This window comes from Paenibacillus sp. GCM10027626, from assembly GCF_042676285.1.
In the GTDB taxonomy this organism is placed as follows: Bacteria; Bacillota; Bacilli; order Paenibacillales; family Paenibacillaceae; genus Paenibacillus_Z.
The window spans coordinates 291,671-304,765 of sequence record NZ_JBHTHC010000007.1 but is presented as its reverse complement, the minus strand read 5'-3'; the positions used below and the strand labels follow the sequence as shown (position 1 = coordinate 304,765).

The 13,095-nt window shown below is 49.6% G+C and carries 13 protein-coding genes; 7 read left to right on the top strand and 6 right to left on the bottom strand.

Annotation, left to right across the window (positions count from 1 at the left end; all coding sequences use genetic code 11):
• Positions 1-73 precede the first annotated feature (73 nt).
• Together ACFQ0N_RS16075 and ACFQ0N_RS16070 are read right to left on the bottom strand one after the other, a co-directional pair.
• Entirely contained in the window at positions 74-625 is a 552-nt protein-coding gene (locus ACFQ0N_RS16075; RefSeq protein ID WP_379327836.1) for a methylated-DNA--[protein]-cysteine S-methyltransferase, read from the bottom strand.
• Positions 626-673: 48 nt separating this feature from the next.
• Positions 674-1,237: a bifunctional transcriptional activator/DNA repair enzyme AdaA gene (locus ACFQ0N_RS16070; RefSeq protein WP_379327834.1), complete on the bottom strand. Its 564-nt coding sequence runs from the start codon at positions 1,235-1,237 to the stop codon at positions 674-676.
• A 224-nt stretch (positions 1,238-1,461) separates the two neighbouring features.
• Between ACFQ0N_RS16070 and ACFQ0N_RS16065 the strand changes: the two genes are divergently transcribed.
• Positions 1,462-1,833, top strand: coding sequence for a hypothetical protein (locus ACFQ0N_RS16065; protein WP_379327833.1), 372 nt, complete (start codon positions 1,462-1,464; stop codon positions 1,831-1,833).
• On the opposite strand, the gene ACFQ0N_RS16060 is transcribed toward ACFQ0N_RS16065, so the two are convergent.
• Positions 1,820-2,707, bottom strand: a complete 888-nt coding sequence (locus ACFQ0N_RS16060; protein ID WP_379327831.1) for a LysR family transcriptional regulator — start codon at positions 2,705-2,707, stop codon at positions 1,820-1,822. The genes ACFQ0N_RS16065 and ACFQ0N_RS16060 overlap by 14 nt on opposite strands.
• 127 nt (positions 2,708-2,834) lie before the next feature.
• Here ACFQ0N_RS16060 and ACFQ0N_RS16055 point away from each other — a divergent pair, with 127 nt between their 5' ends.
• Positions 2,835-3,905, top strand: a complete 1,071-nt coding sequence (locus ACFQ0N_RS16055; protein ID WP_379327829.1) for a branched-chain amino acid aminotransferase — start codon at positions 2,835-2,837, stop codon at positions 3,903-3,905.
• Positions 3,906-4,047: 142 nt separating this feature from the next.
• On the opposite strand, the gene ACFQ0N_RS16050 is transcribed toward ACFQ0N_RS16055, so the two are convergent.
• Complete coding sequence (locus ACFQ0N_RS16050) at positions 4,048-4,932, bottom strand: LysR family transcriptional regulator (protein ID WP_379327827.1); 885 nt, start codon at positions 4,930-4,932, stop codon at positions 4,048-4,050.
• A gap of 117 nt (positions 4,933-5,049) precedes the next feature.
• On the opposite strand from ACFQ0N_RS16050, the gene ACFQ0N_RS16045 reads away from it, so the two are divergent.
• Positions 5,050-6,228 (top strand): MFS transporter, encoded by a 1,179-nt coding sequence (locus ACFQ0N_RS16045; protein WP_379327825.1) that lies wholly within the window; start codon positions 5,050-5,052, stop codon positions 6,226-6,228.
• Between the two features lie 328 nt (positions 6,229-6,556).
• On the opposite strand, the gene pdxR is transcribed toward ACFQ0N_RS16045, so the two are convergent.
• Positions 6,557-7,987: a MocR-like pyridoxine biosynthesis transcription factor PdxR gene (gene pdxR, locus ACFQ0N_RS16040; protein ID WP_379327823.1), complete on the bottom strand. Its 1,431-nt coding sequence runs from the start codon at positions 7,985-7,987 to the stop codon at positions 6,557-6,559.
• 176 nt (positions 7,988-8,163) lie between these two features.
• Entirely contained in the window at positions 8,164-8,991 is an 828-nt protein-coding gene (locus ACFQ0N_RS16035) for a dihydrodipicolinate synthase family protein (RefSeq protein ID WP_379327821.1), read from the bottom strand.
• 245 nt (positions 8,992-9,236) lie between these two features.
• Here ACFQ0N_RS16035 and cyoA point away from each other — a divergent pair, with 245 nt between their 5' ends.
• From cyoA to cyoD, 4 genes are read left to right on the top strand one after another with little or no spacing between them, the layout of a single operon-like run.
• Positions 9,237-10,121: a ubiquinol oxidase subunit II gene (cyoA, locus tag ACFQ0N_RS16030; protein WP_379327819.1), complete on the top strand. Its 885-nt coding sequence runs from the start codon at positions 9,237-9,239 to the stop codon at positions 10,119-10,121.
• A gap of 17 nt (positions 10,122-10,138) precedes the next feature.
• Positions 10,139-12,139 (top strand): cbb3-type cytochrome c oxidase subunit I, encoded by a 2,001-nt coding sequence (locus ACFQ0N_RS16025; RefSeq protein WP_379327817.1) that lies wholly within the window; start codon positions 10,139-10,141, stop codon positions 12,137-12,139.
• Entirely contained in the window at positions 12,139-12,753 is a 615-nt protein-coding gene (gene cyoC / locus ACFQ0N_RS16020; protein WP_379327814.1) for a cytochrome o ubiquinol oxidase subunit III, read from the top strand. The genes ACFQ0N_RS16025 and cyoC overlap by 1 nt, the downstream gene beginning before the upstream one ends.
• A complete protein-coding gene (gene cyoD, locus ACFQ0N_RS16015) occupies positions 12,754-13,080 on the top strand; it encodes a cytochrome o ubiquinol oxidase subunit IV (RefSeq protein WP_379327812.1) in 327 nt (108 codons plus the stop codon).
• The last annotated feature ends 15 nt before the right edge of the window (positions 13,081-13,095 follow it).

Genomic DNA, 13,095 nt, shown 5'->3' with positions numbered 1-13,095 from the left:
TGTCAGGCCAGCTTCATTTCTGAGAAAAAGGCAACCACTTAATCATCATTCGTGGCTGCCTTTTTGCTTATTCTTAGAACTGAAAGCGTGCATGTCCGCCGTCCGCTACATCCGTGATGCCTTCCAGCTCAAGCAGCCGCTTTTTCATGACAAGCCCGCCGCGAAAACCGGTCAGCTTGCGATTGGCGCCTACAATGCGGTGGCAGGGGAGAATAATCGGAAGCGGATTCGCACCGTTCGCAGCACCTACCGCGCGTACCGCCCGTGGGCTGTCGATCGCTGCCGCAATATCACCATAGGTGCGGGTCTCGCCGTATGGCACATCGGCCAGAGCTGTCCATACTTGCTGCTGAAAAGGAGTGCCGATCAAATCAAGAGGCACATCCTTGAACGATACCGGCTCACCGGCAAAATACCGCTGCAGCAGCCCGGCAATCCCGGTCTGAATCAATGCGGAGTCATCCTCCTGCAGCGGTGAATCCGGCGCAACGAGCCCCAGCCAAGCCTGAAAATCTTGCAATCCTTCATGTGGAAAAATAATGCGGCATAAGCCGCGTTCAGTAGCCAGCACCAGCCATTCTTCTTCGTTTATGAGCAGCTTGCTCCATGTTAATTGCGTTCTCATACAATGACCCTCTTTCCCGATTTAGTGACTGCCTGCAGGTCACTATCTTTAAGATTTATTGTTCCGTGCGCGATAGGCGGATGGTGTTGCACCGGTTTGTTCGCGAAACCAACTGGCAAAATGTGAGGCGCTGCGGAAGCCGACCATGCCTGCAATTTCAAGTACGGTACAAGTGTTATTTTCCAGCAGTCGACGCGCGGCGGCTAAACGCTGCTGATGCAATTTCTCAAGCGGCGTTATGCCCCGCATTCGTTTGTAGACGCGCTGCATATGATAGGGGCTAATCGCAAGCTCGCCGGCGATGGCCGCGAGCGTCAGCTGCTGCCCGTAATTTTGCGCGATCATGCGATCGATGTGCGAGGCGAGAAGCGCATCAGGATTCAATGTGCCTGCCGTTTCCGGCTTGCACCGTTTGCATGGCCGGAACCCCTCCTTAATGGCCGCTTCAACACTTGGATAGAGAATGATATTTTCCTGTTTCGGAGTTTTCGCCCGGCATGAAGGACGGCAGACGATTCGCGTCGTCTTGACGCCTGTATAATAGATGCCGTCGTATGTGGCTTCTTTTTTCACTATCGATTGGTACACCGTATCAAAAAGCTCTGCATCCATAACATCGTCCTCCTTACAACTACTAGTATAAGGCCGGAGAGGGCATTCCCCAAGCTTTTATCGATACGACAGCAATATTTCGATAGTTCACAAGGAACAGAACTTGAATCCTGCAAGTGGACCGGTCCAATCTGCAGTAAATTGGATGGTGGCAAGGGAGTAGACAGTCCTTATAATAAAGCTGCAAGGCAAACGATAGTCCATAGGCAGGTGATAAGGATGGTATGGGTAACGATTATTCTTATAGTCGTCATGCTCGTTGGGGTCGTTGGAACACTTCAAATCGCTCAATCACAGAGCAACAAACAAGAGAATACTGGTTATTTTCAGAACACCGGGAAGAAATGGGCCCGTTTGACCGGATTTTATATAATCGGAGCTATAATAGCGATTATTCTTGTCATTTCATTAAAATAGAAGGAAACCGTCTTCTTCATAAAATGGACAGGCATGCATTCCCTCCATTTTATAAGAGACGGTTTCTTTTCATTGATTTTATAGAAATGTTTTACCTGATAAATTTTATAAAATTTCAGGGGAAGAAACTTGCCTCGCGCCAAGGATGGCGTCAGCCGTTTCTTCTCATTCAAATGTAGCGATAAAGTGCTGGGCGCTGCGCGACAAATAATGATCCTTCAGCCAGACGATGCCGACCTCAGATTGGAAATCCAGATCGGAAATGGGGAGCATCTTGATGACAGGAGAAGGAAAAGAAGCCATGACTGATTCCGGAAAAACCGTTGCGCCGATGCCTGCGGCTACCAAAGCCATAATGATGGCAACGCTGGAGCATTCGCAAATAACCTTCGGCTCGAAGCCGTGCCTTCTACATTCATTCATGACCCGATTGTGCATGCCTGTCGTCTCGTCTGTTTTTAATGTAAGCAGCGGGAGATCGGCAAGGTCGCGAATATTGATTTCTTCATGCGTGGCAGCCAGGTTCCAGTGGCTGGGGAGTACGGCGACATAAGGATCGGACGGGAGAGCCAGTACCGAATAGTTGCGGTTGGCAACTGCAGCCTCAAATGGAAGTCTGGCAACGATTAATTCAATATTGCGTTTTTCCAATTGCTCATTTAATAAGAAATGATCGCCTTCACTTATTTTGAAGGTGACTTCCGGGTACTTTTCCAAAAATTGCTCGATTCTAGGCGGCAGCAGAGAAATGCAGGATACGACGGCGCCAATCGACAGTCTGCCGCGGATTCCTTCATCCATCTCTTTGACAGCTTGCATCGTTTCATGAAACTGCTGCAGCAGGCCCTCCGCCTTTTGGCGCAGCAGCTCTCCTGCTTGCGTCAGCTTCAGGCGCTGTCCGCTCCGGTCAAACAAAGTGACGTTCAGCTCTTGCTCCATCAGCTTCAATTGCCGGCTTAATGGGGGCTGCTCGATGTTCAGCACTTTGGCCGCACGGGTAATCTGCCCTTCGTTAGCAATCGCCAAAAAATAGCGCAATTGGCGGATATCCATGACACTCCTCCAATCTCCCATACTTAAAAGGTATAGATAATACATAAAACAGATACTTTAAATATACGTGAAGCAATGATACAATTCAACTAAGGGAAACGGATAACTTGAAAAGGGTGGATTATCGATGACGTACAAGTTGGAGATTGAGCTATCGACACAGAAGAAACAAAAGCCTGCCGCCGATAAGTTAGGATTCGGAAAATACTATACGGACCATATGTTTATTATGGACTACCATGCAGGTGAAGGTTGGGTTAACCCGCGCATTATTCCTTATCAGCCGCTGACGCTCGATCCGGCTGCGAAAGTACTGCACTATGGACAAACCGTATTTGAAGGGTTGAAAGCGTACCGCACGCCAGACGGACAGCTGCAGCTGTTCCGCCCACAAAAGAACTTTCAACGTCTTAATAAATCGAATGATCGCCTGAGCATTCCGGCAATCGATGAGGAGTTTGCTTTACATGCCTTGCAGCAGCTCGTACTTGCGGATCAGGACTGGGTGCCTGAGGAACAGGGAACATCGCTCTATATCCGGCCGTTTATTATTGCGACGGAGTCTTCCTTGGGGGCGACATCTTCGACGGATTATCAATTTATCATTATTATGTCGCCAGTTGGCTCTTACTACGCCGAAGGCATTCATCCGGTTAAAATTTATGTTGAACCAGATTATATTCGTGCGGTTAAAGGCGGCGTCGGTTTCGCGAAGACAGCAGGCAACTATGCAGCAAGCTTGAAAGCGCAGGACGATGCAGCAGCAAAGGGCTTTGCGCAAGTGCTGTGGCTTGACGGGGTTCATCGCAAATATATTGAAGAAGTGGGCAGCATGAATGTCTTCTTCAAAATTGCCGGTAAGGTCATTACACCTGCATTGAACGGCAGCATCTTGGATGGTGTCGTCCGCAACTCGATCATCCAATTGCTGAAGCATTGGAATGTTCCGGTAGAAGAACGTGCGCTCTCGATTGATGAAGTTTATGAAGCGCATAAAAGCGGTACGCTCGAGGAAGCATTCGGTACGGGTACGGCTGCTGTTATTTCGCCAATCGGCGAGCTAAACTGGGACGGCAACCAGATGATTATTAATGATGGCATGACTGGCGAGCTTTCTGGCAAACTGTACAGCACTTTGACTGGCGTGCAAAACGGCACAGTTGAGGACGAACTGGGCTGGATGGTTAAGCTGGGATAACTGCAATTGCTGCCACATATGGCGCAAGCAGGGAAGCATGCGGCGTAGACGCGCATCAATTTTGCGAAAATTGTCGCTATCTACAATAATATAACCGAAAAAAGATGGAGCAGAGTCAAACTTCTGTCCATCTTTTTTTGTTTTAAAGCTGCTCAAAATATTCAATAAGCCAAGCAGTAAGCTGCTTTTGAGCCGTACCAATAAAGCGGTCCGAACGATAGATGAGCGATAAATGCCGAATGGGAGGATAGTCGGTTATCGGCAGGACGACATACTCGTGCCGGTCTGCGCTTTGGCACAGCAGCCCCTGCGGCTGGATCGTCGCTCCGATGTTGGCCCGCGTCAGCTGGAGCAGAGAAGAGGCGGTTGTCGTCTCCATCACCGTCGTAAGCTGAAATCCTTGCTCCCGGCATGCTTTTTCAACAAGTTCTCTCCCTAGAAACCCGCGCGGATACATAACGATGGGCAAATCTTTGATGTCTTGCAGGCTGATCTGCTTTTTCTCAGCCAATGGATGAGCGCGGCTGACAATCAGTTCATAAGGCTCTGAACGAAGCGGGATCTGTAAGAGCCTGCTATCCTCGTGCCGAATGAGACCAATTCCGAGGTCAGCTTTATTTTCCAGGATATCCTCGTGAATGGTCAAACTTGAGATGGCTTGAAGCTGTGTCGCTGGAAAATATTCGTGAAATCGGACGAACAGGGGAACAAGCTGAAAATCAAGATCGGAAGGCAGGACGCTCAAGCGGATTGTTCCGCCTCCGCCCACCAGCAACTGTTTGATCGCTTCTTTGGCGTCATGCTCGGCTTCAAGCATTTTTTTACTGTAAATTAGCAGGAGCTTGCCAGCTTCGGTTAAAATGGTCTTTTTGCCGATGCGGTCAAACAGCGCTGCGCCCAGCTCATCTTCCAAAACGCGAATTTGCTGGCTTAAAGTAGGCTGACTGATGCCAAGCTCCTGTGCCGCTTTAGTGAAATGCAAATGCTTGCAGACTGCTAGAAAATAGTGAACATGGCGTGTGTCCAAAATATCCACCTCAAGGATAGTTAATTCCTATTATTATAATAGAAACGATAGTATTGATCAATTGATAAGAGGGAACTATACTTAAGTAAGTTACAAAATGATTGAGGTGAGGATAGGATGAGAAAAACTTTATATTTGTTAACCGTTATTTTTTTGGCATCATTAAATTTGCGTCCTGTCATTACCTCTGTGGCACCATTATTGGAAACGATAAGAGCGAACACAGGGATGAGCGGCATGACTGCCAGCTTGCTTACAACTTTACCGGTACTTTGTATGGGTGCTTTTGCTGCAATCGCTACAGTGATTCGGGACCGCTTTGGGCTGGAGCGCACGATTTTCATAGCGCTGGGTCTCATTACTGCTGCGACAGCTTTACGGGGCGTCATCGGATCGGAAGCGATGCTCATTGCAACAGCGATAGTAGCCGGGATTGGCATTAGTATTGCAGGGCCGCTGCTCTCCGGCTTTATTAAAAAATACTTTCCGCATCGTCCAAGTATTGTCAGCGTCTACTCAGCGTCGATGACTGTAGGAGCGGCGCTGGCTTCGGCTTTAGCTGTCCCAATCTATACACAGACAGGCAATAATTTGGAATTTACCTTATCCTGCTGGGCTATTTTGGGCGTTATTGCCCTGGTGGGCTGGAGCGGGCTTATTGGCAAAAAAAATGGGCAGCAGTCTGCCGAGTCAGCCGCGGCCAAAGGGGCGGCGAGGCTTCCGCTTGGCAATAAGCGGGCTTGGCTGCTTACAGGCTTCTTCGGCTTGATGGCAAGTATGTTTTACTCGTTAACGGCTTGGATTTCCCCGATGGCGCAGCATTTTGGCCATAGCAAAGCGAGTGCCGCTTTGTTGCTCACTTTGTTTACGTTAATTCAAATTCCGGTGTCGATGGTAGTGCCGGCGTTAGTATCCCGCTATGGAAAGCGGAGACTGTTTCTAGTTCTTTGCAGTATGTCAGAATTGCTCGGTATTATACTTTTGTTGTCCGGGGCGCCAATGATTATTGCTGTACTTTTTATGGGACTGGGCGCTGGCGGTTTATTCCCGCTCGCTCTGATGCTGCCGATCGTAGAAACGGCTACTGCGGAGGAAGCAGGCTCCTGGTCGGCGATGTCTCAGTGCGGAGGCTATATTATTGGCGCGGCAGGGCCTTTAATAGTAGGTTTATTATTTGATTCTTTCCACAGTTACATTCCAGCTTTAATCTATATGATCGTCGTTATTGTAACCATGATCATAATACAGCTGCGAATTGGTGATCATGGGAAAACGACAAAAGAGCAGTCCGGTTAAATGTGCCGAACAACGAACGCTAACGGAAGTCATGGCCGCTATTTTTGAACATTCGGCCGACCTAAAAAGAAACGGAACTGTGGAGGCTGCCGATTTTCTGTGGATAATTTGCCGTAGAAGCGGGCGGGTGTGAGTCATGCGGACACAGGATCCGTTATTTTGTTGAAACCCGGCCTATTAGGATGTTTCGCGGACACACGATCCGTTATTTGCTGTTTTTGCCGGGTTTTCGCGGCGATTTGGGGCAAATAACGGAACCATGGTCCGCATCCCCGTCAATTTGACATGTTTGTTCACAGATAACGGATCTACGGTCCGCTTCGCCCGCTTAAAGCTCGCGGAGCGCGTCTGCGAACTTGGCGATTCCTTCCTGAATCTCCTCAGCCTTTGCCCTGCCATAAGTAAAGCGGACAAAGCTGGCATCGGAGCCGTATACACTGCCAGGCACGAATATGACGCCCTTCTTCACGGCTTCTTCGAATAATTTGTTATCCGGAATATCGGGCAGAAGCTTAACCCATAAGTGAAGCCCGCCTTGCGGCACGGCATATTCGATCAGACCAGACAGCTCACTGTTTAAGGCTTCGATAGTCAAATCGCGTTTGAATTGCAGCTGAGCCCGCAGCCGCTCCAAATGCGGGGCAAAATAAGCCGATTGTAAAAACTGCGCCACCACCTGCTGCGGAATGATGCTGAGGCCGAAGTCGATCTGCTGTCTGGCATCGGCCAAACGCTCGACGATCGAATGAGGGGCAACCATCCAGCCGATCCGCAGTCCGGAGGCGGCGATTTTGGAGAAGGAGCCGATATATAGAACAGAGCCGGAGCTGTCCAGTGCCTTGAGCGGCGGCGGCGGCGAGCCGTCATAAGCGGTCAGGCTGAACGGATCATCCTCGACAATCGGCAGTCCCAGCTCGCTTGCCGCATCGAGCACTTGCTGGCGGCGTTCCTCAGAGTATAGGGTGCCGGTCGGATTATGAAAGTTCGGATTCAGGAAAACCATTTTGATCCGGTGCTTTTTATACAAGCTGCGAATATCATCAGGCTGCACTCCATGCTCGTCCACTGGCAGGCGGAATAGCCGCAGCCCGGCCGACTGGAACATAGGCAGCGAATAGTTATAGGATGGATCTTCAATGGCGATCGCATCTCCAGGGGCTAGCAGACATTGGGCAATAAGATGAAGAGATTGCTGTGATCCGGAAGTGATCAAAATAGATGATTCTGTAGCCTTTATACCGCGATAATCGCTCAAGTAGGTGACGAGCGCCTGCCGCAGCGGAATATAGCCCTGCGGATTATCGTAGCCCAAATAGGACGTATATTGATGCTCGCTCATTAGCTTCGTAATTTCCTGAATTGGCGCCAGATCGGCAGCCAGCTCGCCGCTCGCAAAATCTATAAGCTGCGGATTTTGCAATAATGCTTCTCTAATTCGCCGCAAAAATGGCACATTCGGCAGGAAGTTGCCGCCCTCTGCATAGCGCCGCCAGTTTGGCGTTAATTTCGGCGTCGCTCCCCATTTGGATGTACTGACTCTCGTGCCGCTTCCTGTCCGGCTTTCAATCATGCCGGCAGCGCGCAGTTCAGCAAAGGCCAATATGACCGTGCTGCGGTTTACGTCAAGCTGTTCGGCCAATTTACGTTCTGATGGAAGCAAACTGCCGGGGGGAAATTCTCCACAGCCGATGCGATGAGCGAGATGATCGGCAATTTGGATGTAAAGCGGTTTTTTATGTTGTCGATCGGGCTTCCACATGTTCTCAGCTCCCATCCTTGCAAGTAATCTGTGATATTTATCATACCACTGAAAGCCCGAAAGTAACGAATTCATTTTTATCTGTACGATGACAAATGTTTAGCCATTCATTGAACATGGATGGCTTTTTGCTGTCCCAATTGGATGGGAGGATATGCGATAAGCTCCCCCGTCGCTCATACCGGCATACTGCTGGAAACCGGCAATCCGGAGCTAATAAGCCCCCGCTCGGCCAAAAGCCATTTTAACGGTGCAAGGGAAGATTCGGAATGGATAAATTGAATAAGCGGCAGCAATTGGTCGAACAATTGCTTGGCTTCATCAATCTTGCCGCTGCGGTACAGTTCATACGTATGAACGAACAGCTCGCTGTCAGCATGCGCGCTTGTAACAAGGCCGCCGCTTGTGCCGCAGCATAGGGAGCTGAAAAATAAATCGTCGCGGCTGCTCAGCACAGGTTTGGCCAAACCGCGTGAGAGTTGAAACAGCCGGCGAATGCTGCCCGTCCCCTCAACGACACCGATCATATGATCCAGTTCCATAATAGGTTGCAAGGCTGAAAGCTCAAGCGCTTCTCCATTGCGCTGCGGCCGATTATGAAGAATAATCGGAAGCTCCGCCTCTGCAAGCGTCAAAAAATAACGAATAAAGCTGTTACAGTTTTCAAAAGGGGAGTAGGGCGGAGCAACAAGAACAGCATCGGCCCCTAAAGCTTTCAAAGATTTGATGTGCTGAACAACAGTGCGTGTAGTTTCAGGGGCGATCCCAACTATAAACGACGCCTCGCCCAGCGCAATACCGGCGGTAAGAATCAGCTCCTCCAGCTCGCTGCTTGCCAACTTGGCCGCATCTTTACACTCCGTATGCAAAATAACGCCATGAATCTGGCGGCTTACTAAATGTTTTATCACTTGTTTGAACGATTTGTGATCTACAGCTCCCTGCTGATCCAGCGGAATGATGATAGGCACGATGACACCATGCAACGGTTGTATGTTAACCAAAATCGATCAACTCCCCTATTAATAATTCCATTAATATAAGGCGTTTCTGGCCAAATGTAACCCGCCATTTCGACAATTCTGCGAGCAGACCGCTTAGAGCGGTTGCTGTGCGGCTTTTTTTGTTGCGAATTATTGAACATGGCTGGTGGCAGATCAGCGTCCAGTGGTTGGTGACACTTTGGGGGTTCTCAACTAAAGTGGACTTGATTCAAGAATGACTGCAAGAACGATAGGAGTGAAGAACGTTGAAATTGTCGCAATCATTCAGGTGGTTCGCTTTAGCGCTGCTCCCGGTTGTGCTGCTGCTTGCTACCGGATGTACAGAGAAAATCGTCGTGCTCGATCCGAAAGGGCCGATTGCGGCGCAGCAGCGGGACTTGATGGTCATCGCTACGCTGCTCACCTCGCTAGTCATTGTTCCGGTACTGATTATGTCTGCTGTCATTGTATGGCGTTATCGCGACCGGCAAGGGCGAAAAGCGCCGTACACACCGCGTTGGGAGCATAGTGCGAAGCTCGAGGCGATATGGTGGGGGATTCCCATCATCGTTATTTTGACCTTGGGTGTCATTACTGTGAAAGGAACTTATGCGCTGGATCCGTCCAAACCGATCGCGTCTGAGCAGCAGGCGCTCACTGTTCAAGTGACGTCGCTTAATTGGAAGTGGCTGTTTCAATATCCGGAGCAAGGAATTGCTACAGTAAATGAACTGAAAATACCCGTTGGTGTGCCAGTTCGTTTCGAAATTACGGCCGATTCGCCTATGAACTCGTTTTGGATTCCGCAGCTTGGCGGTCAAATGTATGCGATGTCCGGTATGGCGATGATTTTGCATCTGCAGGCTGATGAGCAGGGGATGTACTGGGGTTCGGGCGCTAATTTTACAGGGACTCATTTTGCGGATATGTATTTCGATGTGGAGGCGACTACGAAAGCTTCGTTCGATCGTTGGGTGTCGCAGATTAAAGCATCAGCTCCGCCGTTGACGCTTGAAGAATACAGTGAGCTGGCCAAGCCATCGACTTCTGAGGTACGCAGCTATTCGGCGGTACCGGACCGGTTGTTCGAGAAAACGGTAAACAAATATGCAGCTTCGCATCATCAGCATGGAGCTGGCAGCAAGGATTAGGAAGGGGATAGTTGCTTATGTGGGACAAAGTGAAAGACTTTGCTTCCGAATTTTTTGTAACCGGCGATCCGCTCATATACGGAGCAGATGTCAGCATTGTGCTGACCATCCTTGCGATCGTCGTAAGTCTGACCTATTTTAAAAAATGGAAGTGGCTATGGACAGAGTGGCTTACAACAGTAGATCATAAAAAAATAGGCATTATGTATATTATAGCTTCCTTCCTGATGCTGTTCCGGGGCGGAGTCGACGCATTGCTTATGCGCACTCAGCTTGTTATGCCGGATATGTCATTTCTGCAACCGGAGCATTATAACGGGATTTTTACGACGCATGGCGTTATTATGATTTTATTTATGGCGATGCCGTTTATGTTCGGTCTGTTCAACGTTATCGTACCGCTGCAAATCGGAGCAAGAGACGTCGCTTACCCGTTTCTTAATGCGCTCAGCTTCTGGCTGTTTTTTTTCGGGGCGATGCTGTTCAATCTCTCCTTCGTTATTGGCGGCACGCCGGACGCGGGCTGGCTGGCCTATCCGCCGTACTCGGAGCTGATGTACAACCCGGGGCCTGGACAGGATTTCTATATATGGGGCATCCAGATTTCCGGGATCGGCAGTCTCATGACAGGCATCAACTTTATAGTGACGATCTTGAAAATGCGGGCGCCGGGCATGAAGCTGATGAAAATGCCTATGTTCCCTTGGTCGGTATTGTCCAGCTGTATCGCAATTATATTTTCATTCCCTATTTTGACGGCTACGCTTGCCCTGCTTTTTCTTGACCGGTATGCGGGCGCGCATTTCTTTACACTGGACGGCGGCGGCAACCCGATGATGTATATTAACCTTATTTGGATGTGGGGACATCCTGAGGTGTACATTATTGTCCTTCCTGCCTTCGGCATTTTCTCGGAAATCGTCGCCACCTTCTCGAAAAAGAAGCTGTTCGGCTATAAAGGAATGGTCTATGCGATGATGATCATCAGCATTTTGTCCTTTCTCGTATGGGCGCATCACTTCTTTACGATGGGTTCGGGAGCTGACGTTAATGCCTTCTTCGCGCTGACGACGATGCTGATTGCGATTCCAACCGGAGCAAAGGTGTTCAACTGGCTGTTCACGATGTTCCGGGGCAAAATCACGTTTGAAACGCCAATGCTGTGGACGATGGGCTTTATTCCCTGCTTTATAGTAGGCGGGCTGACAGGGGTGCTGCTTTCTGTCGCGCCGGCAGATTTCCAGTTCCATAACAGCTATTTTCTGATCGCGCACTTCCATCAGGTCATTATTGGCGGGGTTGTTTTCGGTTATTTTGCCGGATTGTATTATTGGTGGCCGAAGCTGTTCGGCTATAGGCTGAGCGAGCGCATCGGCAAATGGGCGTTCTGGTTTTGGAACATCGGTTTCTATCTCTGCTTCATGCCGCAATATGTGCTTGGTTTGATGGGAATGACACGGCGAGTCGTTACCTATAGCTGGGATAAAGGCTGGTTCGAAATGAATCTCGTCTCGACGATCGGCGCCTTCCTGATGGGCCTTGCCTTCTTGTTCCAAGTATGGCAAATTGCCCACGGTGTCAAGCATCGTCATGCGAACCGGGATGTTACAGGCGATCCGTGGAACGGCAGAACGCTGGAATGGTCCATTCCTTCGCCGGCGCCGCATTATAACTTTGCCGTACAGCCGCAGGTTACGGAGCAGGACGATTGGTGGGAGCGCAAACTGCGGGGAGAAGGGGCGTCAGGCATAGAGACAGCCGCGCCGCAGCTTGAGCCGATTCATATGCCGCGCAATTCGGGTATTCCTTTTGTAATGTCGATTTGCTGGTTTATCGCCGGCTTCGGATTTGTATTTCATTGGCTGTGGTTCATCATTCCTGGCCTTGCAGGGGTGGCGATCTGCATGCTGGCACATTCATTCAACTACAATACCGATTATTATATTCCGGTTGATGAAATTAAGCGTACAGAAAGCAAGTATCGCAGCGGCGGACTGGAAGGAGAGGTGATTCACTGATGGCACGTTCATCAACGGCGGCTAATAAGGCACATGATGCGCATCATGAGCATCATGATCAGGAAGAGCTGCGCACCTTTGGCTTTTGGATTTATTTAATGACGGATGTTATTTTGTTCGGGACGTTCTTTGCCACCTATATCGTGCTGCGCCACAATACGGATGGCGGACCGGAGCCGGGACAGCTCTTCGATCTGAATATGATTTTGGTCAGTACATTTATATTGCTGACAAGCAGCTATACATGCGGCATGGCATTGCTGGCGATGAATCGCCAGCGGCGGAATGCTTTAATTGCCTGGCTTGGCGTGACAGCTTTGCTTGGCGCTATTTTTCTGGGGTTGGAGATTTATGAGTTTGCTCATCTTGCACACGAAGGGGCGACGATGGACAGGAGCGCGCACTGGTCGGCATTTTATACGTTGGTCGGTACCCATGGATTACACGTGCTGGTCGGTCTGGTGTGGATGGCCGGGCTGATGATCCAGCTGGCAAGGCGAGGCATTACGCCAGTAACCCGCCGCAAGGTGAACGTTATCAGTCTGTTCTGGCATTTCCTTGATATCGTTTGGATTTTCGTCTTTACAGTTGTTTATTTGATGGGGGTGAGCTAAGTGGCTCCACATGAAAATACGCACTCGTCGGCAGAAAGCCACGGCTCTGCCAAATCGTATACGATCGGCTTTATTTTTTCGCTTGTCTTAACGATGATTTCCTTTGCAGTTGTCAAGACAGGCTGGCTTGAAGGGACAGCTAATGCTGCGGTGCTTATGATTTCTGCCGTCTTGCAGCTTGGCGTGCAATTGCTGTTCTTCATGCATCTGCGGGAAGAAAAAAAGCCGCGTTATAACTTGATTACGCTGCTTCTTGGTCTCATTATTCTGCTCGTCATTGTGGCCGGCTCGATGTGGATTATGACGTACAATATGGTCGCGACTTAGTTCGCGTGCGGAGTC

Bases quoted from the DNA above. Each gene is read 5' to 3' on its own strand.
- ACFQ0N_RS16075 (WP_379327836.1), bottom strand. From the start codon at position 625: ATGAGAACGCAATTAACATGGAGCAAGCTGCTCATAAACGAAGAAGAA.
- ACFQ0N_RS16070 (WP_379327834.1), bottom strand. From the start codon at position 1,237: ATGGATGCAGAGCTTTTTGATACGGTGTACCAATCGATAGTGAAAAAA.
- ACFQ0N_RS16065 (WP_379327833.1), top strand. From the start codon at position 1,462: ATGGGTAACGATTATTCTTATAGTCGTCATGCTCGTTGGGGTCGTTGG.
- ACFQ0N_RS16060 (WP_379327831.1), bottom strand. From the start codon at position 2,707: ATGGATATCCGCCAATTGCGCTATTTTTTGGCGATTGCTAACGAAGGG.
- ACFQ0N_RS16055 (WP_379327829.1), top strand. From the start codon at position 2,835: ATGACGTACAAGTTGGAGATTGAGCTATCGACACAGAAGAAACAAAAG.
- ACFQ0N_RS16045 (WP_379327825.1), top strand. From the start codon at position 5,050: ATGAGAAAAACTTTATATTTGTTAACCGTTATTTTTTTGGCATCATTA.
- pdxR (WP_379327823.1), bottom strand. From the start codon at position 7,987: ATGTGGAAGCCCGATCGACAACATAAAAAACCGCTTTACATCCAAATT.
- ACFQ0N_RS16025 (WP_379327817.1), top strand. From the start codon at position 10,139: ATGTGGGACAAAGTGAAAGACTTTGCTTCCGAATTTTTTGTAACCGGC.
- cyoC (WP_379327814.1), top strand. From the start codon at position 12,139: ATGGCACGTTCATCAACGGCGGCTAATAAGGCACATGATGCGCATCAT.